22 protein-coding genes and 1 riboswitch are annotated in these 22906 nt (G+C 68.4%); of the genes, 16 read left to right on the forward strand and 6 right to left on the reverse strand.

What is annotated here, in order from left to right:
- Positions 1–36: 36 nt before the first annotated feature.
- The 5 genes from ACTHJF_RS07725 to ACTHJF_RS07745 are packed head-to-tail and all read left to right on the forward strand — an operon-like array spanning position 37 to position 3125.
- Complete coding sequence (locus ACTHJF_RS07725) at positions 37–627, forward strand: GNAT family N-acetyltransferase (RefSeq protein ID WP_440266612.1); 591 nt, start codon at positions 37–39, stop codon at positions 625–627.
- Positions 624–1403 (forward strand): septum site-determining protein MinC, encoded by a 780-nt coding sequence (minC, locus tag ACTHJF_RS07730; protein WP_440266613.1) that lies wholly within the window; start codon positions 624–626, stop codon positions 1401–1403. The genes ACTHJF_RS07725 and minC overlap by 4 nt, the downstream gene beginning before the upstream one ends.
- 57 nt (positions 1404–1460) lie before the next feature.
- Positions 1461–2276, forward strand: coding sequence for a septum site-determining protein MinD (minD, locus tag ACTHJF_RS07735; protein WP_431633889.1), 816 nt, complete (start codon positions 1461–1463; stop codon positions 2274–2276).
- A 5-nt stretch (positions 2277–2281) separates the two neighbouring features.
- On the forward strand, positions 2282–2548 hold the full coding sequence (minE, locus tag ACTHJF_RS07740) for a cell division topological specificity factor MinE (protein WP_431633890.1): 267 nt from the start codon (positions 2282–2284) through the stop codon (positions 2546–2548).
- A gap of 55 nt (positions 2549–2603) precedes the next feature.
- Complete coding sequence (locus ACTHJF_RS07745; RefSeq protein WP_440266614.1) at positions 2604–3125, forward strand: hypothetical protein; 522 nt, start codon at positions 2604–2606, stop codon at positions 3123–3125.
- Here ACTHJF_RS07745 and ACTHJF_RS07750 read toward each other — a convergent pair.
- Complete coding sequence (locus tag ACTHJF_RS07750) at positions 3097–5361, reverse strand: DUF5916 domain-containing protein (RefSeq protein WP_440266615.1); 2265 nt, start codon at positions 5359–5361, stop codon at positions 3097–3099. The genes ACTHJF_RS07745 and ACTHJF_RS07750 overlap by 29 nt on opposite strands.
- A 113-nt stretch (positions 5362–5474) precedes the next feature.
- The gene (locus tag ACTHJF_RS07755) at positions 5475–6734 is read right to left on the reverse strand and encodes a multidrug effflux MFS transporter (RefSeq protein WP_440266616.1); all 1260 of its coding nucleotides are present in this window, start codon (positions 6732–6734) and stop codon (positions 5475–5477) included.
- 92 nt (positions 6735–6826) lie between these two features.
- A riboswitch (Fluoride riboswitch) is annotated at positions 6827–6888 on the forward strand.
- An 87-nt stretch (positions 6889–6975) separates the two neighbouring features.
- Between ACTHJF_RS07755 and crcB the strand changes: the two genes are divergently transcribed.
- The 7 genes from crcB (at position 6976) to ACTHJF_RS07790 (ending at position 12953) form a co-directional block, all read left to right on the forward strand.
- Entirely contained in the window at positions 6976–7365 is a 390-nt protein-coding gene (crcB, locus tag ACTHJF_RS07760; RefSeq protein WP_431633895.1) for a fluoride efflux transporter CrcB, read from the forward strand.
- Between the two features lie 31 nt (positions 7366–7396).
- A complete protein-coding gene (locus tag ACTHJF_RS07765; RefSeq protein ID WP_440266617.1) occupies positions 7397–7717 on the forward strand; it encodes a DUF190 domain-containing protein in 321 nt (106 codons plus the stop codon).
- A 143-nt stretch (positions 7718–7860) separates the two neighbouring features.
- Positions 7861–8979, forward strand: coding sequence for a cyclopropane fatty acyl phospholipid synthase (cfa, locus tag ACTHJF_RS07770; protein WP_440266618.1), 1119 nt, complete (start codon positions 7861–7863; stop codon positions 8977–8979).
- Between the two features lie 76 nt (positions 8980–9055).
- Positions 9056–10081, forward strand: coding sequence for a proline iminopeptidase-family hydrolase (locus ACTHJF_RS07775; protein WP_440266619.1), 1026 nt, complete (start codon positions 9056–9058; stop codon positions 10079–10081).
- A 125-nt stretch (positions 10082–10206) separates the two neighbouring features.
- Positions 10207–11664, forward strand: coding sequence for a diguanylate cyclase (locus ACTHJF_RS07780; protein WP_440266620.1), 1458 nt, complete (start codon positions 10207–10209; stop codon positions 11662–11664).
- A 45-nt stretch (positions 11665–11709) separates the two neighbouring features.
- Entirely contained in the window at positions 11710–12081 is a 372-nt protein-coding gene (locus ACTHJF_RS07785) for a cupin domain-containing protein (protein WP_440266621.1), read from the forward strand.
- Positions 12078–12953 (forward strand): TraB/GumN family protein, encoded by an 876-nt coding sequence (locus tag ACTHJF_RS07790; RefSeq protein WP_440266622.1) that lies wholly within the window; start codon positions 12078–12080, stop codon positions 12951–12953. Before ACTHJF_RS07785 ends, ACTHJF_RS07790 begins: the two co-directional genes overlap by 4 nt.
- 107 nt (positions 12954–13060) lie before the next feature.
- Here ACTHJF_RS07790 and ACTHJF_RS07795 read toward each other — a convergent pair whose 3' ends face one another.
- Positions 13061–13846 (reverse strand): N-formylglutamate amidohydrolase, encoded by a 786-nt coding sequence (locus tag ACTHJF_RS07795; RefSeq protein WP_440266623.1) that lies wholly within the window; start codon positions 13844–13846, stop codon positions 13061–13063.
- 186 nt (positions 13847–14032) lie between these two features.
- Between ACTHJF_RS07795 and parC the strand changes: the two genes are divergently transcribed.
- The gene (gene parC, locus ACTHJF_RS07800; RefSeq protein ID WP_440266624.1) at positions 14033–16270 is read left to right on the forward strand and encodes a DNA topoisomerase IV subunit A; all 2238 of its coding nucleotides are present in this window, start codon (positions 14033–14035) and stop codon (positions 16268–16270) included.
- 220 nt (positions 16271–16490) lie between these two features.
- Positions 16491–16937 carry a hypothetical protein gene (locus ACTHJF_RS07805; protein ID WP_440266625.1) on the forward strand — a complete coding sequence of 149 codons (447 nt, stop codon included), beginning with the start codon at positions 16491–16493 and terminating at the stop codon, positions 16935–16937.
- A 59-nt stretch (positions 16938–16996) separates the two neighbouring features.
- Here the strand turns inward: ACTHJF_RS07805 and ACTHJF_RS07810 are convergent, their stop codons facing one another.
- From ACTHJF_RS07810 to ACTHJF_RS07820, 3 genes are read right to left on the reverse strand one after another with little or no spacing between them, the layout of a single operon-like run.
- Entirely contained in the window at positions 16997–18619 is a 1623-nt protein-coding gene (locus ACTHJF_RS07810) for an FAD-dependent monooxygenase (protein ID WP_440266626.1), read from the reverse strand.
- A 50-nt stretch (positions 18620–18669) separates the two neighbouring features.
- Complete coding sequence (locus tag ACTHJF_RS07815) at positions 18670–19086, reverse strand: NUDIX hydrolase (RefSeq protein WP_440266627.1); 417 nt, start codon at positions 19084–19086, stop codon at positions 18670–18672.
- Entirely contained in the window at positions 19065–19553 is a 489-nt protein-coding gene (locus tag ACTHJF_RS07820) for an NUDIX hydrolase (RefSeq protein WP_440266628.1), read from the reverse strand. The genes ACTHJF_RS07815 and ACTHJF_RS07820 overlap by 22 nt, the downstream gene beginning before the upstream one ends.
- A gap of 106 nt (positions 19554–19659) precedes the next feature.
- Here ACTHJF_RS07820 and ACTHJF_RS07825 point away from each other — a divergent pair, with 106 nt between their 5' ends.
- Complete coding sequence (locus tag ACTHJF_RS07825; RefSeq protein ID WP_440266629.1) at positions 19660–20469, forward strand: phosphodiester glycosidase family protein; 810 nt, start codon at positions 19660–19662, stop codon at positions 20467–20469.
- Entirely contained in the window at positions 20466–22874 is a 2409-nt protein-coding gene (locus ACTHJF_RS07830) for a penicillin acylase family protein (protein WP_440266630.1), read from the forward strand. Before ACTHJF_RS07825 ends, ACTHJF_RS07830 begins: the two co-directional genes overlap by 4 nt.
- Positions 22875–22906 lie beyond the last annotated feature (32 nt).

The following is a 22906-nucleotide window of genomic DNA, read 5'->3' on the forward strand; positions in this document are numbered from 1 at the left end:
CAAGACACTCTCTTCGACACCCAAGCGGAGCAACGAATGGCCCTTGCCATCCGCGACGTGCGCGAGCACGACCTGGATGCCGTACTGGCACTCAACAATGCCGCCGGCCGCTCCATCCTCGCCATCGACGCGGCCCAGCTGCGTTTTTTCTACGAGCATGCGGACTATTTCCGCGTCGCCGAGATCGACGGCGAGCTCGCCGGGTTCCTGATCGCCATGCGCGAGGGGCGCGACTACGACAGCCCCAACTACCGCTGGTTCTGCGAGCACTATCCGCAGTTCCTCTACATCGACCGCATCGTGATCGCCAACGCGTTCCGCCGCCACGGTTTGGGCCGCATCTTCTATTGCGACGTCACCAGCTACGCCGAAGTGCGCGTGCCGCTGCTCGCGTGTGAGGTTTTCCTGGAGCCGCGCGACGACGTGGTGGTGCTGTTCCACGGCACCTACGGCTTTCAGGAAGTCGGCCAGCAGCGCATGGGCGATGCCGGTCCGCAGGTCAGCCTGCTGGCCAAGGACCTGCCGAGCTACGGCTACGTGCGCGACACCTACCTCGAACATGGCCGCCTGCCCGCCGAACCCTGGTTGGCCGAGCGCCTGACCCCACCGAACGAACCCCACCCATGAATGCCAAGATGGATACCTCCGACGCCTGCGACCTCCGTTTTGGCCAGGTCGGCATCGCCTGCGTGCGCGTGCGCCGCCCCGACGCCGCGGCGCTGTGCGACGAGCTGGAACGCCGCGTGCGCGCCGCCCCCCAATTGTTTTCCCGCGCCGCCGTGGTGCTGGACCTCAGCCATCTGCTCGACCTGCCCGACGACGGCATCGTCGATGCCCTGCTCGAAGCCGTGCGCACCGCCGGCATGCTGCCGGTGGGCCTGGCCTACGGCACCAGCGAGACCGAGGCGCTGGCCAAGCGCATGGGCCTGCCGCTGATCGCCAAGTTCCGCGCTGCGTACGAGTCGGAGGGCGGCAGCGCCGCCGCGCCGATCGCGGCGGCCCCGCCGGCACCGACTTCGGCGGTGCCAGCACGCGAGCCGATCCACGCTGCTCCGTCGGCATCGGCCGGTCCCGCGCTCGGCGCACAACACCACGATGGTGCAGTGCGTTCGGGCCAGCAGGTCTACGCGCGTGATCGCGACCTCATCGTGACCGGCGCCATCGCCAATGGCGCCGAAGTGATCGCCGACGGCAACATCCACATCTACGGCGGCCTGCGCGGTCGCGCCATGGCCGGCGCCCAGGGCGACGAGAAGGCACGCATCTACGTGTCCGACTTCCGCGCCGAGCTGGTGGCCATCGCCGGCCACTACCGCGTGTTTGAACAGATCCCCAAGGATCTGGAGGGCCAGTCTGTGCAATGCTGGCTCGATGGTGAAAAATTGATGATCGCCCGGCTCTGAACCCTCCGGGCCGGTCGATCCATTAGAACAAATAACGAATACCCGGGAGATGAACCCTTGAGTGCACAGATCATCGTTGTCACGTCCGGCAAAGGCGGCGTCGGCAAGACCACCACCAGCGCCTCGCTGGCCACCGGCCTGGCCATCGCCGGCAAGAAAGTCGCGGTGATCGACTTCGACGTCGGCCTGCGCAACCTCGACCTGATCATGGGTTGCGAGCGCCGCGTGGTGTACGACTTCGTCAACGTGGTGCACGGCGAGGCCACGCTGAAGCAGTCGCTGATCAAGGACAAGCGCTACGAGAACCTCTACGTGCTCGCGGCCAGCCAGACCCGCGACAAGGATGCGCTGACCCAGGAAGGCGTGGAAAAGGTGCTGCAGGGCCTGTCCGACGAGGGCTTCGACTACGTCGTGTGCGACTCCCCCGCCGGTATCGAGAAGGGCGCACACCTGGCGATGTACTTCGCCGACCACGCCGTGGTGGTGGTCAACCCGGAAGTGTCCTCGGTGCGCGATTCGGACCGCATCCTCGGCCTGCTGGCCAGCAAGACCCGCCGTGCCGAGCGCGGCGAGGGCGCGATCACCCAGCACCTGCTGCTCACCCGCTACAACCCCGGCCGGGTTGCCGCCGGCGAGATGCTCAGCGTGAAGGACGTCGAGGAAATCCTCGGCATCAGCGTGGTCGGCGTGATTCCCGAGTCGGAGAACGTGCTGGCCGCCTCCAATGCCGGTGTGCCGGTGATCCTCGATGAGAACTCGATGGCCGGCCAGGCCTACAGCGACACCGTGGCCCGCATCCTGGGCGAAGACAAGCCGCTGCGCTTTACCGAAGTGACCAAGAAGGGCTTCTTCCAGCGCGTGTTCGGGAGCTGATCGGCATGGGTATCCTCGATTTCCTCAAGCGCAAGCCCGAAGCCAGCGCCAACGTCGCCAAGGAGCGCCTGCGCATCATCGTGGCGCAGGAGCGCTCCACCCGCGGCGCGCCGGACTACCTGCCTATGATGCGCAACGAGCTCCTGGAAGTGATCAAGAAATACGTGCAGGTGGACATCGAGGCGATCTCGATCAACCTCGAGCACGACAGCGGCCACGAGGTACTGGAGCTGTCGGTCGCCCTGCCCGACGGCAAGCCCGGCGCGGCCTGAGCCGCGCGCCGCACCATCGTCAGCCGCATCGCGTGCGGCTGAATAGCTGACAGTCATGCATCCCACTGCTCCCGTCCATGCGCCCAGTGTCGACGCCGTGCTGCGCCTGGCCGAGCTGGGCGACACGCCAGCCGCGGCGCTGCTTGCGCGTTTCGACCTGCGGCTCGAGCGCGTTGCGGACGGCGAGCCGATCCCCGGCAGCTTCTGGGGCGACGAGGAGGCCGGCATCATAGGCACGACCGTTTACGCTCGGGGCGACACCCCGGTGCATTCTTTGTTGCACGAGGCCTGCCACCTGATCGTGCTGCCGTCGGAACGCCGCGCCGCAGTGCACACCGACGCCACCGACTCGATCGAGGAAGAGGACGCCACCTGCTACCTGCAGATCGTGCTCGCCGACGCGCTGCCCGGCGTCGGACGCGATCGCCTGATGGCCGACATGGACGCCTGGGGGTATTCGTTCCGGCTCGGCTCGACCCGCGCCTGGTTCGAGCAGGACGCGGAGAACGCCCGCCAGTTCCTGCTCGACCGGCAGCTCCCCGTGGAGCTCAGAGCTCGAAGCGGTACGACAGCTTGACCAGCAGCTGCTCGCTGTCGCGCAGGTCGAAGCTCTGGGCGAACTGTGAACCGGCCTCCGTGTAGCGCGGATCCAGCAGGTAGCCGCCGCGGGCGTAGACCACGTAGAGATCCGACAGCGGCGCCAGCTCATAGCGATAGCGTATCTGGAAGCCCAGGTTGCGCACGCTGAAATCGTTGACCGGGGCGTTGGTGCGCACGGCGCGCGCGTCCGGGCTCACCCGATAGGCGCCGCGCAGGCGCGCGTCCAGCCCCAACGCCTGCAGCTTCACCCGCAGCTCCTGGCGTCCACTGATGTTCCAGTTCACGCCGGCGTCCAGCAGGATCGAGTGGCTATCGAAGCTGCCGATCAGGTTGTCGTGCTGCCACACCAGCCAGTCCGGCCGATAGCGGTAGTCCGGACCACCGAACACGCTCAGCGCATCGCTGAAGAAATACGTCGGCTCAAACAGCACTTCGTAGCCGATCCGGCGCATGCCCACGCGATCGCTGCCGGAGGCGGTGATCTCACTCTTCCACGCCCAGTCACCCTTACGCGGACTGGTGCGCGTCCAGTCGAGAAGGTGGATCGCGGGAATACGCAACACACCGTGGCCGCGGGTCAGCAGGTCGTCGTAGGCCGGCGTGTTGAGATTGAGCTGGATGTCTTCCTCGCCGCCATCGCGCAGCTGGCTGGAACGGATCAGGCGCAATTGCCGCTGCAGCTTCACACCGCGGTCGTTGTCCATGCCGATGAGGCGAACGCGCCAGCGGTGCGAGGCGTACTTCGAATCGGCCGGCAGGTTGGCGTAGCGACGCTGCACTTCCCAGTGCAGGTAGTTGAGACTGTTGCGCGGCAGGTAGCCGAAGTCGTTGACGTCGAGCTTGTCGTCGAAATGCATGGCCAGCCACTGCTGGGTCCAACGCTCGTTCATCTCGTACTCGACCACGCTGGTGGCGCCCACGCCGGTCACCAGTTGTCCGCGCTGGTCGATGCGGCTGCCGACCACGTTGCTGGTGACGGTGAGCTTGTCGTTCGGCTGCCAGCGATGGTCGATTCCCAGCACATTGGCATCGCGATCAAGGAACGGCCGCTCCACATGCGTGGCGAGCAGGCCCAGCGCCTGCGCGCCGAAATCGTGCTCCAGTCGCAGCGCGCCGAAACTGCGCCCGGCATCGCCACTTTCCTGCGCCGCCATCACGCCGTACTGAGTGGTGCCGACGCTGCCGTTGAGCTTCACCGCACCCTCGACATCGGCCGCGCCGCTGCCGTCGTCCGCCGGGCCGCCGACACGCCGGGTGTAGATCAGCTGGCTGTTGTCGATCAGCAGGCTGAAATCGAAGATGCCCTGGTTCTCGGTAAAGAACGGCCGCTTGTCGGTGAAGAAGGTCTCTTCCGCACCGAAGTTCACCACCAGGTCGTCGCTCTCCACCTGGCCGAAGTCCGGATTGATGGTGGCGGTGAGCTGAGTCTGCCCGTTCGGCTTCCAGAAGATATCCGCGCCGGCCTTGCCCTGGTTGCGGCCGCGTACCTGGTCACGTACGCCCACCACGTAGGGCGTCACCGCCAGCAGCGGCTGGTTGTAGGCCGGCAGCGTCACCGGGGTGAAGTCCGATACGAAGCGTGCACGAGTGAAGCTCGCCACCGGCCAGGCATCGCGTTCACCGGTCGAGCCGATCACGCGGTCCAGGTAGATCCCCACGGTGCGTGCGTCGCCGTCGGCGGCCTGCATCGGTGCGATGTACCAGGGGATGAGCATCTCCACGGTCCAGCCCTGGGCATCCTCGCTCACGGCGTGCTTCCAGTTGCCGTCCCAGTCGGTGTTGAACGTCGTCTCGCTGGTGATCACCGCATCGTCGATGTCGTTGCTCAGCGTGACGGTGAAGTCATAGCCAGTTCGACCGTCGCCGTTGAAATCGATCATCAGGTTGACCCGGTCGACCTGCGCCTGCTCGTCGCGGCGAATGCGCTGCCGCGTGCGCGGCACGCCGGGCGGCTGGGTGCAGCGGAAGGCGATCGCCAGGCCCTTGGGCGTGGACAACACCCAGGCTTCAGTAGGCAGGCTCGCCGGGTCACCATTGAGCGGCTGCACCTTGCGGAAATCGGTGATGTGCTTGGCGCCGCGCCATTCGGCCGGATCAAGGTGGCCATCGATGTGCACGGCCAGCGCCGGTCCGGCGAAAGCCAGGAGGGCAAGCGCCAGGAGGGCACGCGAACGGAGCGAAGTCGGCAAGCGACGGCGAACGTAAAAGGTCATGGTGTTGCGTAGGGATAGAAGCCAGCGCAGAGGCTAGGCGTTCGCCACCCGGGCGCCGCCTGGAGGAAGTCACGGAACCCGCACTGTCCGCGGACAGTGCGGCCAATGGGGGCTCAGCGCGGTTCGGCGATCTGTGCCTGCAGCTCCACGTCGCGTGGCGGCGGCGCGGGCGGCGTCTCGCGCAACCGCCGCTGATACCAGCGCCAGGCCAACCAGCCGATGCTAGTGAGCACGCTGCTGCCTACCGCCAGCGGCAGCAGGCTGGAGGACAGCAGCGGCGACAGCACACCGGCCACGCCGGCATTGAGCAGCAGGCTGACGAAGGCCTGCACCGAGGAGGCGCCACCACGGCGCTGCGGGAAACGGTCCAGCAGCAGCAGCGTCAGGGTCGGAAAGGCCAGCTGCACGCCGATGCCGTGCAGCACCAGCGGCAGCACCGACCAGGGCAGCACGCCTTCGGGCGCCAGCAGACCGCCCAGCAGGTGCAGCAGGCAGGCCGAGCCCATCGAGGCGTAACCGAGGTTGACGGTGAAGGTCACGCTGTGCCGCTCGGCCAATCGTCCGGACAACCACGCGCCAAATACCAGCCCCGCCACCACCGGCAGGAACAGCCAGGGGAAGCCCTGCGCCGATAGATGCAGCAACTCGCGCACGATGCGCGGCGCCGAGGCGATGAACAGGAACAGCCCGCAGAAGTTGATCGTGCTGGAAATCAGCAACGGCACGAACGGCCGGTCGCGACCGAACGAGAGATAGGTCGCCACCAGCTCGCGCGGCACGAACGGCGTGCGGCTCTCAGGCGGGTGGGTCTCGCGCAGCAGCGCCACCAGCGCCACCGCCATCAACACGGTGAACGCGGTGAGCAGCCAGAAGATGCCGTGCCAGCCATCCAGCCACAGCAGCTGCGCGCCGACCATCGGCGCGATCACGGGCGCCACGCCGAAGATCATCATCACGCGCGACATCAGCTTCTGCGCCGCGGCGCCCTGCAACGAATCGCGTACGATCGCGCGCCCCACCACCAGGCCCGCACCGGCGCAGGCACCCTGCAGCGCACGGCAGCCCAGCAGCATGGCGAACGAAGTGGACATCGCCGCGCCCGCGGAGGCCAGCGCGTACACCAGCATGCCGACGATGATCACCGGCTTGCGCCCGATCGCATCGGAAATGGCGCCATGGAACAGGCTCATCCCACCGTAGGTGAGCAGGTAGACGCTGATCAGCTGCTGCAGCGCCGTGTCATCCACCGCAAAGTGGCCACCGATCAACGGAAACGCCGGAAACACCGCGTCGATGGAGAACGGACCGATCATCGACAGCCCCGCCAGCAGCCATGGCAGGCTGCGCGGAACGGAGGGGGCGGCGGAAGTCATGAGGCGCTTCAGATAGTCGGCGGGCGGGCGCGCCAGCATATCGCCAGCGCGGCACAGTTGACCGGCCGCGGGCCGCATTTGCTACGATCGCTCGACCAATGGGAGATGGCATGCCTCCCCGAACCGCCGCAAGGCTGATGATGCCTGGTTGAACCCTTCGCGGGGCGGCCGGGCATTTTTTCAGGCGCCGCCTGACGATGCCCACCGCGCCCGCACCACGATCGCTGGAATCCGGATGCGCATGGATCTCACCTCTTTGTTTGCTGTCGGCTGCGGCGCCTTCTTGGGCGCGGTGCTTCGCTGGATGCTCGGCTTCTGGCTCAACCCGCTGTTCCCCACGTTGCCGCTGGGCACGCTGGGCGCCAACCTGCTTGGCGGCCTGCTGATGGGGCTGGCGATGGGCGTCTTCAGCCAGTTCGACGCGCTCTCGCCGGCCGCGCGGCTTTTCTTCACCACCGGCTTCCTGGGCGGGCTCACCACGTTCTCCACCTTTTCGGCCGAGACGGTGACGCTGATGCTGCGCCAGCAGTACGCGTGGATGCTGGCGATCGTCAGCGTCCACGTGATCGGCACGCTGGCGATGACGCTGGCCGGCATCGGCCTGGTCCGCGCCCTCACCGCCGCCCGCTGAGGCGCCTGCCACCACCTTTCGGAGCATTCGCATGAACGGCTATTCGCTGCGTTTCTACATGCACGAGAACCAGAAGCACCACGGCGTGTTGCTGTACGAATGGCTGCTGGAAGCGGCCAAGAAACACCACGTCCACGGCGGCTCGGCGTTCAAGACCATCGCCGGCTTCGGCCGCCACGGGCAGATCAATGCCGCGCATTTCTTCGAGCTGGCCGGGGAGCAATGCGTGCTGGTGGAGTTCATCGTCGACGCGGCCACCGCCGACACCCTGGTGGCGCTGGTGAAGGAGGAGAAGGCGCCGCTGTTCTGGGCACGCTTCCCGGCGGAGTTTGGGGTGGTCGAGGCGCCCTAGCCCGGCGTTGACGCGCGACCGACGCGGCCTGGCCGATGCTGGCGACCGTGGGGCAGTTGTACGATCGCCGCTCGGGTCGCGTCCGCAGCGCCACGTCTCGCCGGCCGCCGGCCCACCGTACCCGCAACGCGTAGGAGGCGCCGATGCATTCGGATTCGCTGCGACGCAAGGCCGAACAGCTGCTGTCCCTGGCCGGTATCGAGATCAACGGCGATCGCCCCTGCGACCTGCGCGTACACGACGAGCGCCTGTACGCCCGCGTGTTCTCGCACGGCTCGCTGGGCCTGGGCGAGGCCTACATGGACGGCTGGTGGGACGCCGACGACCTGCCCGGGATGTTCACCCGCATCCTCTCCTCGCACCTAGACCAGGAACTGCGCACGCTCGACACCTTGCTTGCCCACCTCAAGGCCCGCTTCCTCAACCGGCAGCGCGGCGAGCACGCCTTCGAGGTCGCCGAAACCCACTACAACCTGGGCAACGACCTGTTCCGCGCCATGCTTGGCAAGCGATTGGTCTACTCGTGCGGCTACTGGGCGCAGGCGGACAACCTGGACGACGCGCAGGAGGCCAAGCTCGACCTGGTCTGCCGCAAGCTCGGGCTTCGGCCCGGCCAGCGCGTGCTGGACATCGGCTGCGGCTGGGGCGAGGCGCTGAAGTTCGCGGCCGAGCGTTACGGCGTGGAAGGCGTGGGCATCACCGTGTCCACCGAGCAGGCCGCGTTCGCCAGCGAGCTGTGCCAGGGGCTGCCGATCGAGATCCGCGTGCAGGACTACCGCGAGCTCGACGAGCCGTTCGACGCGATCTACTCCATCGGCATGTTCGAGCATGTCGGCGGGCGCAACTACCGCAACTACTTCGAGACGGTGAGGCGCTGCCTCCGGGACGACGGCCTCTCGGTGTTGCACAGCATCGGCAGCAACGGTGCGCCGGCGCAACCGGACCCCTGGATTGAGAAGTACATCTTTCCCAACTCGATGATCCCCGCCGCCAGCCAGGTCACCACCGCGCTGGAAGGCCTGTTCGTGGTGGAGGACTGGCACAACTTCGGCGCCGACTATGACCGCACGCTGATGGCCTGGCGCGACAACTTCGACCGCGCCTGGCCGGAGCTCTCGGCGCGCTACGACGAGCGCTTCCGCCGCATGTGGCATTTCTACCTGGGCGTGTCGGCCGCCGTGTTCCGCAGCCGGCGCGACCAGCTGTGGCAGCTGGTGCTGAGCCAGCACGGCGTGCCGGGCGGCTACCGCGCGCCGCGCTGAGGGGAGGACCTTGGTCTGACTTGCCGACGGCGGCGGCCGGCGGGATAGTCATGACGCTTTCCCGGGGAGAAACGTCATGAACAAGCTTGCCGCACTGCTGGCCGCCCTCGTGCTGCCATTCGCCGCCGCCGCGCAGTCCGCGCCGCCGGCCAGCTATTACAGCCACGCCGGGCACGACGACGTGCTCTCCGGCGGCGTGAAGATGATTCCGATCACCACCCCGCTGGGAAAATTCCGGGTGTGGACCAAGCGCGTGGGCAACAACCCGAAGCTGGCCGTGCTGCTGCTGCACGGCGGGCCGGGCATGACGCACGAATACTTCGAGGCGTTCGACAGCTACCTGCCCGCCGCCGGTATCGAATACATCTACTACGACCAGCTCGGCTCGGCCTATTCGGACCAGCCCAAGGGCCCCGGCACCGACGCGCTGTGGACCACCGACCGCTTCGTCGAGGAAGTCGAGCAGGTACGCCAGGCGCTGCACCTGGACAAGAACAACTTCTGCCTGCTCGGCCACTCCTGGGGCGGCATCCTGGCGATGGAGTACGCGCTGAAGTATCAGCAGCACCTGAAGTGCCTGGTGATCTCCAACATGGTCGACTCGATCCCGCAGTACAACGAGTACGCCAAGCAGGTGCTCGAACCGGCGATGGATCCCAAGCAACTGGCCGAGGTGAAGGCGATGGAGGCCGAGCACCGCACCGACGATCCACGCTACATGCAGATCCTCACCACCATGCACTACGAAAAGCACGTGCTGCGCATGCCGCAGGCGCAGTGGCCCGAGCCGGTGACGCGCGCGTTCGGTCACGTCAACAGCCACATCTACACGCTGATGCAGGGCCCCAGCGAGCTGGGTGCCAGCGGCGTGCTGGAGCACTGGGACCGCAGCAAGGACCTGCACACCATCACCGTGCCGACGCTGGTGATTGCCGGCAGGTACGACACCATGGATCCCGATTACATGGCGCAGATGGCGAAGAAGCTGCCCCGGGGCCAGTTGCTGCTGTGTTCCAAGGGCAGCCACATGTCGATGTACGACGACCAGCAGACCTACTTCGCCGGGCTGGTGAAGTTCCTCGATGGGGTCGAGGCCAGGTGATCCGGACCAGCCCGGGCAGCCGCCGTCGACGCGGCGATTTTGCTGAACGGGTCGGCTGATCGGCATACTGCTCGTGGGGGTCGGGGGACCCTGCGAGGCGGTGCTTGCATGGGGGGATCGTGATGATGACAAACGACTTCGAACGCCTGCGCCAGTGGGCGCAAAGGGGTGCGCAGCGCAGCGTGGCCTACCGTTATCTGGTGCTGGCGGTGGCGTGGCTGGCGCTGTGGTGGGTAGCCGGCCTCATGCAGTACGCACCCCACGCCAGCCTGTGGTTCCCGTCGGCGGGCCTCACCTTCGCTGCGCTGCTGGCGATGGGCTGGCGTGCGCTGCCGGTACTGGTGCCGTGCGCCATGGCGGGCACGCTGTGGATCGACCGCCTGTACCTCACCGGCACGCCGCCGGCCTACCTGCTCGGCGCCGGCGCGCTGTTCGCCGGCGCGCACTGCCTGGCCTACGGCACCGGCGCCCTGCTGCTGCGACGGTTGATCCGCCGCCGCGCCACGCCCACCGCGCCGGCCGTGGTGATGGCGTTTCTGGCGATCGGATCGCTCGCCGCGCTGGCTGCCGCGTTGCTCGGTGTGCGCGCGCTCGCGTTGGCCGAGATGCTTGACCCGGCCGCGACACCGGGCCTGTGGCTGCCGTGGTGGATCGGCGACATGGCTGGCGTGCTGGTATTCACCCCGCTGTTCATCGGGCTGCTGAGCCTGCGCTATCCCTCGATCGAGGCCTGGCTGGGCGGGCTGTCGTTCCAGCCGCAGACGCGCGGGCGTGGCGCCTACGTGGGCAAGCTCGCCCTGAGCGTGACGCTGGTGCTGGGCGTGCTGCTGCTGAGCGCGCGCTCCGACGGGCATGAGGCGGCCTTTGCGCTGTTCTTCCTGATCCTGCCGCAGATGTGGATCGTGCATACCGAGAGCCCGCTGCGCAGTGCGGCCAGCATCGCGCTGTTCGGCACCGCAGTGGCCGTGATGGTCGCGGCGCTGGGACTGCTCGGCCAGGCGCTGGTGTACCAGTTCGCCATCTGCGTGATTGCCGCCAGCGCCTGCTTCGGCCTCGGCGTGCCTGCGCTGATCGCCCAGAACCGGCAGCTTGGCGAGCTGGCGCTCAGCGACGGGCTGACCGGCGTGGCGACCAAGGCGTACTTCTTCGAATGCGCCGCGCGCGAGCTGGTCGATGCGCACGGCCAGGGCCTGCCGGTGTCGCTGATCGTGCTGGACATCGACGAGTTCAAGCAGGTCAACGATCACTTCGGCCACGCCGCAGGCGACCAGGTACTGGTGGGCCTGGTGCGCACGCTGCGCATGCAGCTGCGCCAGTCGGATCTGGTGGGTCGCTTCGGCGGCGACGGGTTCATGGTACTGCTGCCGGGGCTGGCGCTGGACCGGGCACAGGCCACCGCGACGCGGCTGGCCCAGGCGCTGGCTGGGCTCACTGTGGCAGGCATGTCCCGTCCGCTCTCGGCCAGCTTCGGTGTGGTGGGGGTGGGCGATGGCGAGCCGATCATGGAGGCGTTCGACCGCGCCGATGCGCAACTGCTTGCCGCCAAGCGCGAGCGCCACGCCGGCACGCCCGCCGCGGCGTGAGTCCACGACCTTGATCGCCGCCGCGCGGCGCCCTACCGTCGCGGCATGATCCCGGTACTGACCCCCACCGACGCCGCCACGCGGCTCAACGAACTCTGGTCACCGCGCGTGCTCGCCGCGGTGGACGACACGCTGGTGAAGGTGGCCAAGGTGCACGGCTCGCTCACCGGGCACAGCCACGCCGAGGAAGACGAGCTGTTCTACGTACTGCACGGCTCGTTGCGCATCGAACTGGAAGACGGTGCCGTGCAACTGGGCGCCGGCCAGATGTGCGTGGTCCCGAAAGGCGTGCGCCACCACCCGGTGGCGGACGAGGAGTGCCACCTGCTGCTAGTCGAGCGCCGCAGCACGCGCCACACCGGCGACGAGGTGACCGCGCAGACCCGCTCGCTGGACGAGCAATTGCGCCCGCTGTGAGACACGCCGTCCTCGCCCTGCTGGCTGCGCTCGCGCTTGCGCTGCTGCCTACCCCGGCCCTCGCCAAGCCGGCGCTGTGGGTGGTGAAGGATGCCGACACCACGCTGTACCTGTTCGGCACCATCCACCTGCTACCGAAAGATGCCGACTGGCACTACGACGCACTCGACCACGCCCTGGCGCAGAGCGACGCGCTGGTGGTGGAGATCACCGACGACAACCCCGCCAACATGACCGCGCTGGTGCTGCGCCTGGGCATCGATGCGGCGCATCCGCTGTCCACCCTGCTCTCTTCCGGCGACTTCCACCGTCTGGAACTGGCCGCGCGCAAGGCCGGCCTGCCGAGCACTGCCGCGCTCAACGTGATGCGCCCCTGGCTGGCCACCCTGACGCTGACGCTGGCGCCGCTGACCAAGGCCGGACTGGACCCGGCACGCGGCGTCGACCGGCAGTTGCGCGACATGATGAGCAAGGCGGGCAAGCCGGTGCGCGCGCTGGAAACGGCCGAGCAGCAGATCCGCTTCCTCGCCGACATGCCGACCGCGATGCAGCTGGACATGCTGCGCCAGACCGTGCGTGAGGCCGACCACGCCAGCATCGAACTGCAGGCGCTGCTGGATGCATGGCAGGCCGGCGACGATGCGGGTATCGCCCGGCTGGAAAACGACCTGATGAAGCGCGAGACGCCGGCCCTCTATCAGCGCCTGCTGGTGCAGCGCAACGCCCTCTGGGCGGGCCGCATCAAGGCCATGCTCGATACGCCCGGCACGGTGTTCATCGCGGTGGGCGCCGCGCACCTGGCAGGCCCCGACAGCGTCCAGGCGCAACTGCAGAAACTCGGCATCAGCAGCGCCCGCGTTCCGGCCCCGTAACGACCCGCCCCACGCGCGTGGCTCTGTAGGAGCCCGCTCGCGGGCGATGCTTTTGGCTTCAACGCGGCATCAGAGCCAACGCATCGCCCGCAAGCGGGCTCCTACAACTACAACGGCAGGGGGAGCAGTGCGGAGCGCTGGGCGGCGCGCAGCAGCCAGTGCGCCATGCGCTCGCCCCACACGCGCTGACCATCGGCGTCGGCGATGAGGTCCTGGCGTACCTCCAGCTCTACGTGCGGCAGGCCGCGCTGCTCGCCGTAGACGGGGATGGCGTAGTCGGTGGCATCGCTCACCGCGTAGGGCTGGTTGTCGCCCACGCACCAGCCATCGGCGCGTATCACCTCCAGCAGCGGATGCGCCAGCCGCGCGTCGCGCTGGTACAGCACGCCCAGCTCCCACGCGCGGGCGTCATTCATGAACACCGGCGTGAAGCTGTGCACGGTGACCAGGATCGTCGGCCGGCCGGCGCCGGCGCGCCGGTCCAGCTCGGCCACCGTGCGCTGGTGGTAGGGCTGGAAGATCTCCTCGCGCCGGGCCGCCACGGCGTCGGGCAACAGATCACGATTGCCCGGCACGGCGGTGCGCTCGCTCACCGTGACGATGGAGCCAGGGGCATCCAGCGGTCGGTTGCAATCGATCACCAGCCGCGAATAGGTCTGGCAGATCAGCCACGCGTCCAGCGTCTCGGCCATCACCCGCGCCAGGCCGGCCGCACCGATGTCCCAGGCGATGTGGCGATCCCACTCCGGCGCCGGCACGCCGAGATCGCCCAGCGCGGCGGGCACTGCGCGGCCGGCGTGGTCGCAGGTGAGCAGGAACGGCGAGGTGCCATCGGCGCGATGCACGGTGAACGGGGCGGGATCGGCGGGGCCGAGCAGGCGGGATGACGGCATGGAGCGCGGCGCGAGTGGCAAAACCGGCACGATACCGAGCGCCCCGGCCAGGGGCCAGCACCGTCGGCGCAATCTGTGCGACGGCAGCACGGCACAGTGCCTGGCGCAAGCTGTCACCCCCTGGCCCGTTCTGGCACCATCGACCGGCTGTCCGCGCCGCCGGCGCGCTTATCGATTGATCGAAAAATGAACCTGCAAGCCAATTACGAACAGATCCCGCTCAAGGAATACGCCGAGCGCGCGTACCTTGACTACTCCATGTACGTGGTGCTGGACCGCGCCCTGCCCTTCGTCGGCGACGGCCTCAAGCCCGTGCAGCGACGCATCATCTACGCGATGAGCGAGCTGGGCCTGGCGGCCACCGCCAAGCCGAAGAAATCGGCGCGCACCATCGGCGACGTGATCGGCAAGTTCCACCCGCACGGCGACAGCTCCTGCTACGAAGCGATGGTGCTGATGGCGCAGCCGTTCTCCTACCGCTACCCGCTGGTGGACGGCCAGGGCAACTTCGGCTCGCCGGACGACCCCAAGAGCTTCGCGGCCATGCGCTACACCGAATCCAAGCTCAGCCCGATCGCCGAGGCGCTGCTGGGCGAGCTCGGCCACGGCACGGTGGACTGGGTGCCGAACTTCGACGGCACCATGGACGAACCCAGCTGGCTGCCCGCGCGCGTGCCGCACGTGCTGCTCAACGGCTCGATGGGCATCGCCGTGGGTATGGCCACCGACATCCCCCCGCACAACCTGCGCGAAGTGGTGAGCGCCTGCATCCGCCTGCTGGACGATCCGGAGGCCAGCGTCGCGGACCTGTGCGAGCACGTGCTCGGCCCGGATTACCCGACCGAGGCGGAGATCATCACCCCGCGCAAGGAGCTGCTGGCCATCTACACCACCGGCAACGGCTCGCTGCGCGCCCGCGCGGTGTACGGCGTGGAAGACGGCAACGTGGTGATCACCGCGCTGCCGCACCAGGTCAGCCCGTCGAAGATCCTCGAGCAGATCGCCGCGCAGATGCGTGCCAAGAAGCTACCGATGATCGAGGACCTGCGCGACGAGTCCGATCACGAGAACCCGATCCGGCTGGTGATCGTGCCGCGCTCCAATCGCGTGGACACCGACGAGATGATGCAGCATCTCTTCGCCACCACCGATCTGGAGAAGAGCTTCCGCGTCAACCTCAACATGATCGGCATGGACGGCCGGCCGCAGGTGAAGGATCTGAAGAAGATCCTCACCGAATGGCTTAGCTTCCGCACCGCCACGGTCACCCGCCGCCTGGAGCACCGTCTGGGCAAGGTCGAGCGCCGCCTGCATCTGTTGGAAGGCCTGCGCATCGCCTATCTCAACCTGGACGAGGTGATCCGCATCGTCCGCACCGAGGACGAACCCAAGCCGGTGCTGATGAGCCGCTTCCGGCTCAGCGAAGAGCAGACCGACTACATCCTCGAAACCAAGCTGCGCCAGCTGGCCCGGCTCGAGGAAATGAAGATCACCGCCGAGGCGAACCAGCTCGAAGAGGAGCGTGCGCGCATCAACGTGCTGCTGAAGTCGCCGGCCAAGCTCAAGGGCCTGATCAAGGAAGAGCTGCGCGCCGACGCGGCCAAGTACGGCGACAACCGCCGCTCGCCGCTGGTACAGCGCGAAGTGGCGCAGGCGCTGGACGAGAGTGCACTGGTCGCCAGCGAACCGGTCACCGTGGTGCTGAGCCAGAAGGGCTGGATCCGAGCCGGCAAGGGCCACGACGTGGACGCCGAGGGGCTGAACTATCGCGAGGGCGACGGCCTGCTCGCGGCGGTGAAGGCGCGCACCACGCAGCAGATCGCGGTGATCGACTCCACCGGCCGCAGCTATTCCACCGCGGCCCACACCCTGCCCTCGGCGCGCGGCAACGGTGAGCCGCTGACCGGCCGCTTCACCCCGCCGGCGGGCGCCAGCTTCGACGCGCTCGCCGCCGGCGACAACGACACACGGTTGATCCTCGCCACCGACTTCGGCTACGGCTTTGTGACTCGCTTCGAGGCGCTCACCGGCCGCAACAAGGCTGGCAAGCAGATCATCAGCCTCAGCGACGGTGCCAAGGTGCTGGCGCCGCAGGTCAGCGCCGATCCGTCGCGCGACCGCATTGTGGTGGTCACCTCCGAGGGCCACCTGCTGATGTTCTCGGTCGCCGAACTGCCGGAGCTCGACAAGGGCAAGGGCAACAAGCTGATCGAGATCCCGAAGAAGCAGATGACGGAAGGTGAGCGCGTGGTGGGCGTGGCCGTGGTGGCCGAAGGCAAGGGCGAGGTCACGATGTATGCCGGCCAGCGCAAGCTCACGCTGAAATGGGCCGACCTGGTCGAGTACGGCGGCAACCGCGCCACCCGCGGCGGCGTGCTGCCGCGCGGCCTGCGCCGCGTGGAGCGGATCGGAACCACCGGCTGAGCCCGCCGCGCCCTGTAGGAGCCCGCTCGCGGGCGATGCTCTTGGCTCTGATGTCGCATCAAGGCAAAGGCATCGCCCGCGAGCGGGCTCCTACATTGGGTTGCATGGATCGACGGCGTCGTGGCGCCGGCAGGAACTTCCCGCCACCGCGGCACCCAAAGCATGGCTGTGCACGTGCTGCGTCCCCACGCGTTGACACGGCATCACCCGCGGAGCGCACATGACTATCCATCGAACCCTCGGCCTCCTCTTCGCCAGCGCGCTGGCCACCTCTGCCGCAGCGCAGAGTGCGGGCCAGCCACTCAACCTCAAGCTCCCACCCAGCGCCACTCCCGCCGCGAGCAGCAGCGCGGCCAAACCCGCCACGGCAAGCACCGCGCCAGGCGTGTACTACGGCGACACCAGCGGCACCACCGACTCGGCGATCGCCGCCAACGAGCCGCCGGCCGACACCTGCGACGACGCCACCTACAACAGAACCCAGGTGCACGGCAGCGTCGGCATGGGTGTGGTCGCAGGCAACCATGTCAGCGGCAACTACCAGACCGGCACGGTCAACCTCTCCAAGGCCTTCGGCGACTGCGACCACCCGACCGGCGGCGTGAGCATCTCGATCGGCGCCGGCCAGGGGCATTTCGACCACGACGGACGCCGCTTCGGGCGCTGAGCGGCCTACGCGTTTGAATCCGGAGGAGGAGCATCGGCCGGATGCCAACCCCGGTGCGCTCAGCCGGCGAAGCGCAACTTGCGCGCCTGCGCATAGGCGCGCACCGATTCCGCGTTCGTCGTGCCCCCGGCCGCGAGCGCCACATGGCCGTCCGGCCGGATCAGGTATGCCGCATCGCGGGCCAGGCCGGCGCGATCGGCTGCCTCGCTCCAGGCAAACACGTGCAGCGGCAGCCGCATCGATTCGCATGCCGACGCCAGTGCGACGTCGGCGAGGCCATAGACATGCAGCTGCCAGTCAAGTGAAGCCAGCGGCGCGAAGTTGTCTTCGCCGGCGCTTTCGGCAGGCTCCAGCCATGGCAGGCGATCACCACCGGCAACGTGACCAGCCCGTCCCTCGCTGAGCGGACTGTCACCGTAGTGGATGCCGATCTGCGACAGAGTGCGGAACAAGACGTGGCGGCCGAACCCCCAGCGCGTCCCCAGTTTCATCGCCAGCGGCAGCAGCAGGCGGCGCGCCAGCGCGCCGGCGGTGCCGCTGGCTACCACCCGCTTGAAGGCCGCATCCGTGGTTGCCACCAGTTGTCGCGCGAACGCGATGCGCTCGCTTTCGTAGCTGGCGAGCAGGCTGGCATCGGCCCGTCCGTCGAGCACCTGGGCCAGCTTCCATGCCAGATTGATCGCGTCACCGATGCCGGTGTTCATGCCCTGCGCACCTGCCGGACTGTGGACGTGGGCCGCGTCCCCCAACACGAATGCGCGCCCCCGGCCGAAGTGACTGGCCACCCGGTGATGTACCCGATAGGTGGAGAACCAGTTGACGCCGGTGACCGTCACGCCGACCAACCGCTCGACCTTGGCGCGGATGTCCTCGAAGGTAATGCGCGACGTGTCGTCCGGGTCGTCATTGTCGAGCGGGGCGACCTCAGGTGGCACCAGCCCGATCAGCCGCTGCACCCCGCGCGAACGCACCGGCAGCATCAGCGCCAGCGTCTGCTCGCCGAGATTGAAGTACAGGTCACGATCGAACCCGCCATCGATGGTGACGTCGGCCACGTAGTAGAGCTGCCGGTAGGTGCCTCCGGCGAAATCGAGCGCGAGCTTCTGCCGCACCACACTGTGGACGCCATCGCAGCCGCAGAGATAGTCCGCGCGCACATCCTCCCTGCGCCCGTCGGCGTGCGCGAGGGTGCCTGACACGCCCGTCCCGGACTGGCGAAAATCCTCCAGCCGCACCTGCCATTCCACCATCACACCGAGCTGTCTCAGTTGCTCGACCAGCCAGCGCTCGTGATCGTCCTGCGGATAAGCCAGCAGGAACGGATAAGGGCTCTGTCCCTGGCCCAGATCGCCGAACGAAATCCTCAGCACCTCCTCGGATGCAAGCTCGCCGCGCGCCTCACGCAGGTGCGCCGTCTCCACCTTCACCCCGGCCGCGACCACCTGCCTGGCCAAACCGAGCTGGCGATAGAACTCCAGCGTGCGCGCCTGCACCACCATCGCTCGCGAGTGTTCGCCGGGCCCGTCGGCTGCATCCACGATGCGTAGCGCCACGCCGCGTCGCGCCAGGCTCAAGGCGAGCACGAGGCCGGTCGGACCGGCTCCCACAACAAGCACGGGAAGAGGCGTGCGGGTTTGCTGGGGCATGGCATGGTCCTCGGCATGAAGAGCACCCGATCCCAACGCATGGCCTGCTGCGGTGGCGTGAAAACGCGCGCCGTCGCCGGAGCACTTCAGAGCATGGGCAGGATATGCCGCGCGCTCAGGGTCGCTACCGGGACGTCAGGTGCGGCCGGATCGATCCAGCGCAGTTCCTCGATCTCGGCCTGGGCGCGAATGTCGCCGGCCACCTCCACCGCGTAAACCTCGCCTTCGACCGTATGCCCGGGTTCGTTCGCCGCCGGCGCGCTGGCGCGCCAGAGATGGCGGGCGGAGCCGGGCACCAGCGTCACCCCGAGCTCCTCCTGCAGCTCGCGCGCCAGCGTGGCGAGGTCGTCGGCATCATGCGGATCGCGTTTGCCGCCCGGTTGCTGGAACACCGTCGCGCCGCGCTTGCGCACCAGCAGCACGCGACCGGCCGCATCACGGATGACCGCGGCAACGATGCGGATGTACCGGTCTTCACCGCTCACAGGCGGGAAAACGACCACGACTGCATGCGACCGTCCTTGTACGGCATCACGCCGTGGAACGGGCGCGGATCCTCGTCGAACACCAGCGGCAGGAAGTGGCGATCGCCTTCCCACATCGGCAGGTCCATCAGCCGATCGCGTTCGATCCACTCCAGCGTGCCTTCCGGATTGGTCTGCAGCGGCGTGCCCTCGAAGGCGTCGACGATGAAGATGAAGCCGAGCCAGTCCTCGCCCTGCTTGCCGAAGCCGGGCCAGTTGAGGGTGCCGCGCAGCTGCATGGAGGTGCACTCGATGCCGGCCTCTTCGCGGATCTCGCGGCGCATGCAGGCGGCGGCGTCCTCGCCCGGTTCCATCTTGCCGCCCAGGCCGTTGTACTTGCCCAGATGCTGGTCGTCGGGACGCGCGTTGCGGTGGATCATCAGCACTCGGCGGCGATCGGGCGAAAGCACATAGCCGAGCGTGGCGACGATGGGGCAGTAAGGCATGGCGGAGGCTGGCAAAGCGCACAGTGTAGCGCCGCCGGGCGCGCCGGCTGAACCGTCACCGCCGGCGCCCTTGCGCCAACCCGTATCGCCCGGCGACCATCGGAGAATGCCTGGATCACCCGCACCGGTTCTGACGTTTCCCCGCTGGCGCCCGCTGATCGGCTCTGCGCTGTTGCTCGCCCTGCTGGTCGGTTGCACGCAGCGCGCGCGCGCGCTGGACAGTGAGGAGCGCGAGTTCGATGGCCAGCGCTTCCACGTGGTCAGCATCGACCTGACCCGGCAGAGCCTCAGCCTGCACTGGCGCAACCCCGACGATGGCCAGGCCTACGGCAGCATCGACGCCCTGCAGCAATGGGGCACACGCCACGGCAAGCGCCTGCTGTTCGCCGCCAACGCCGGCATCTACGATCACAAGGACGCTCCGCTGGGCCTGTACGTGGAAGGTGGGCGCACGCTGGTGCCGCTGAACCGCGCCCGCGGCAACCCGGCGGCCGGCAACTTTTCGCTGCAGCCCAACGGGGTGTTCGCGGTGTATGCGGACGGCCACGCCGCCGTGCGTACCACCGAGGCGTTCAAGGCCGAGGGCAAGGCCACGGCACTGGCCACGCAGTCCGGCCCGATGCTGGTGATCGACGGCCAGCTCAACGCGCAGTTCGTCGACGACTCTTCCAGCATGAAGTGGCGCAGCGGCGTGTGCGCGACTTCGCCCACGCGTGTGGTGTTTGCGGTGAGCGAGACACCGGTGAACTTCCACACCTTTGCGCGACTGTTCCGCGACGGCCTGGGCTGCCATGACGCGCTGTATCTGGACGGCAGCATTTCGCAGTTCTACGTGGACGGCGAAGGCTACAGCGGCGCGCCCTCGTTCATGCTCAAGCCGTACGCGGGCATCTTCGCGGTGTTCGGCGATTCATGACGCGCGAGACCGTATGGCGCTGGGCGCGCCGCCTGCTCGCGGCCCTCGTGCTGCTGGTGCTCGCCGCCGGCATCGGTGCGTGGGTGCTGCTGGCGCGTAGTCGTGCCGCACTGGATGGCGAGGTCGCCGCGCGCGGATTGAGCGCCCCGGTGAGCATCCAACGCGATGCGCTGGGCACGGCCACGCTCGAAGGCAAGACCCGCGACGACCTCAGCTATGCGCTGGGCTATGTGCACGCGCAGGAACGCTACTTTTCCATGGACCTGATGCGCCGGCTGCCCGCCGGCGAGCTGTCTGCGCTGGTCGGCAAGGCCGCACTGCCGACCGACATCGCACATCGCCGCCTGCGCCTGCGCGCGGTAGTCGAGCAGGCCTACGCGCAACTGCCGGCCGATCAGCGCCGCACGCTCGATCGTTACCGCGATGGCGTGAATGCCGGGCTGGGCGATCTGGCCGTGCGGCCGTGGGAGTACTTCCTGCTCGGTACGCGGCCGCAGCCGTGGCGGTCGGAGGACAGCCTGCTGGTGATCGCCGCGATGTACCTGGACCTCAACAGCGACGGCGGCAACACGCGCGAGCTGCGCATCGCCCAGATGCGCGCCGCCCTGCCGCGCGCGGTGGTGGATTTCCTGCTCGCACCCGACCCGGATTGGGAGGCGCCGCTCACCGGCACGCTGTCGCGACAACCGGTGGTGCCGGACGCCGCCACCTTCGACCTGCGCCACCAGGCGACGGCGAAAGAACACGACCTCGCCGACGTGCTGGCCCCGGCGCTGGATGACGCGCGCCCCGGCAGCAACAGCTTCGCCGTTGCCGGTGCGCTCACCGGCAACGGCGCGGCGCTGCTGGCCAACGACATGCACCTGAGCCTGCGCGTGCCGAACCTGTGGTTCCGCGCGCGCCTGCGCTATCCCGATACCAGCGCGCCCAACGGCATGCGCGACGCCAGCGGCGTCACCCTGCCCGGCACGCCGGCGCTGGTGGTCGGCTCCAACGGCCAGGTCGCGTGGGGCTTCACCAACAGCTACGGCGACTGGGAAGACTGGGTGCGCGTGCAGCGCGATCCCGCGAACGCCAGCCGCTACCGCACGCCCGAGGGTTGGGAAGACATCGCCGCGCACCGCGAAACGATCCATGTGAAGGGCGCGCCCGATCACGTGATGACGGTGCAGGACACGCGCTGGGGACCGATCCTCGCCTCCGACACCGACGGCACGCCGCTGGCGCTCGCGTGGACCGGCGACCGGCCGCGCGGCTACAACCTCGCCCTGATGCAGCTCGAACGCGCGCCCGACATGGGGCACGCGCTCGACCTCGCGCCCACGCTGGGTATGCCGGCGCAGAACCTGCTCGTCGCCGACAGCGCCGGGCATATCGGCTGGACCATCGCCAGCAACAGCATCCCGTTGCGTCGGGGCATCGATCCGCTGGTACCGGCCGACTGGTCGCGCCCGGATACCGGCTGGGTAGGCTGGGCCAGCGCGGCGCAGTACCCGCGCATCGAGAACCCGGCCGACGGCCGACTGTGGACGGCCAACAGCCGCACCGTCGATGTCGCCGCCCTGGCCCTGCTGGGCAACGGCGGACACGATCTGGGCGCTCGCGCGCAGACCATCCGCGACGACCTGCGCATGCGCGCGCGCTTCTCCCCGGCCGACCTGCTCGATATCCAGCTCGACAACCGTGCCGTGCTGCTCACCCGCTGGCAGCAGTTGCTGCAGCAGACCCTGGCCGGCAGCACCGATCCCCAGCTGGTACAGCTGCGCGACCTCACCGGCAACTGGCGCGGCCGCGCCGCGGTGGACAGCGTGGACTACCGCCTGGTGCGCGCCTTCCGCGAGCGCGTGCACGCCGCCGTGCTGGCGCCGTTCGCCGCGCGCGTGCAGGCGCGCTTCGCCGACTTCACCTGGCCCGGGCTGGGCGACCCGGAAGCGGCCGTCTGGGCCCTGGTCCACCGGCAGCCGGCACACCTGCTCGATCCTGCCTACCCCGACTGGCACGCTCTGCTCGTCGATGCGGCGAAGCAGGTGGTCGGCGAACTGGGCAAGCAGCCCGGCGGCCTGGCCGCGCGCACCTGGGGCGAGCGCAACCGCGCGGCGGTGAACCACCCGCTGGCGCGGGCCCTGCCCGGCTGGCTGGCGCGCTTCATCGACATGCCGGACGAGCCGCTGCCCGGCGACGGCAACCTGCCCCGCGTGGCCGCGCCCGGTTTCGGCGCCTCCGAGCGGCTGGACGTGTCGCCCAGTCACGAAAGCCAGGGCATCTTCCACATGCCCGGCGGACAGAGCGACAACCCGGCCTCGCCGTTCTTCGGCGCCGGCCACGAGGATTGGGTGAAGGGTCGCCCGACCCCGTTCCTGCCCGGCCCGGCAAGCCACACGCTGGTCATGCAGCCGGCACGCTAGGGCTCCGTCGTGGCGGCTTGTCGATCCGCGCC

The organism is Dyella sp. (genome assembly GCF_051962475.1).
In the GTDB taxonomy this organism is placed as follows: Bacteria; Pseudomonadota; Gammaproteobacteria; order Xanthomonadales; family Rhodanobacteraceae; genus Dyella_A.

Coding starts and splice junctions, on each gene's coding strand:
- ACTHJF_RS07725 (WP_440266612.1), top strand. CDS start 37: ATGGCCCTTGCCATCCGCGACGTGCGCGAGCACGACCTGGATGCCGTA.
- minC (WP_440266613.1), top strand. CDS start 624: ATGAATGCCAAGATGGATACCTCCGACGCCTGCGACCTCCGTTTTGGC.
- minE (WP_431633890.1), top strand. CDS start 2,282: ATGGGTATCCTCGATTTCCTCAAGCGCAAGCCCGAAGCCAGCGCCAAC.
- ACTHJF_RS07745 (WP_440266614.1), top strand. CDS start 2,604: ATGCATCCCACTGCTCCCGTCCATGCGCCCAGTGTCGACGCCGTGCTG.
- ACTHJF_RS07750 (WP_440266615.1), bottom strand. CDS start 5,361: ATGACCTTTTACGTTCGCCGTCGCTTGCCGACTTCGCTCCGTTCGCGT.
- ACTHJF_RS07755 (WP_440266616.1), bottom strand. CDS start 6,734: ATGACTTCCGCCGCCCCCTCCGTTCCGCGCAGCCTGCCATGGCTGCTG.
- crcB (WP_431633895.1), top strand. CDS start 6,976: ATGGATCTCACCTCTTTGTTTGCTGTCGGCTGCGGCGCCTTCTTGGGC.
- ACTHJF_RS07765 (WP_440266617.1), top strand. CDS start 7,397: ATGAACGGCTATTCGCTGCGTTTCTACATGCACGAGAACCAGAAGCAC.
- cfa (WP_440266618.1), top strand. CDS start 7,861: ATGCATTCGGATTCGCTGCGACGCAAGGCCGAACAGCTGCTGTCCCTG.
- ACTHJF_RS07775 (WP_440266619.1), top strand. CDS start 9,056: ATGAACAAGCTTGCCGCACTGCTGGCCGCCCTCGTGCTGCCATTCGCC.
- ACTHJF_RS07780 (WP_440266620.1), top strand. CDS start 10,207: ATGACAAACGACTTCGAACGCCTGCGCCAGTGGGCGCAAAGGGGTGCG.
- ACTHJF_RS07785 (WP_440266621.1), top strand. CDS start 11,710: ATGATCCCGGTACTGACCCCCACCGACGCCGCCACGCGGCTCAACGAA.
- ACTHJF_RS07795 (WP_440266623.1), bottom strand. CDS start 13,846: ATGCCGTCATCCCGCCTGCTCGGCCCCGCCGATCCCGCCCCGTTCACC.
- parC (WP_440266624.1), top strand. CDS start 14,033: ATGAACCTGCAAGCCAATTACGAACAGATCCCGCTCAAGGAATACGCC.
- ACTHJF_RS07805 (WP_440266625.1), top strand. CDS start 16,491: ATGACTATCCATCGAACCCTCGGCCTCCTCTTCGCCAGCGCGCTGGCC.
- ACTHJF_RS07820 (WP_440266628.1), bottom strand. CDS start 19,553: ATGCCTTACTGCCCCATCGTCGCCACGCTCGGCTATGTGCTTTCGCCC.
- ACTHJF_RS07825 (WP_440266629.1), top strand. CDS start 19,660: ATGCCTGGATCACCCGCACCGGTTCTGACGTTTCCCCGCTGGCGCCCG.
- ACTHJF_RS07830 (WP_440266630.1), top strand. CDS start 20,466: ATGACGCGCGAGACCGTATGGCGCTGGGCGCGCCGCCTGCTCGCGGCC.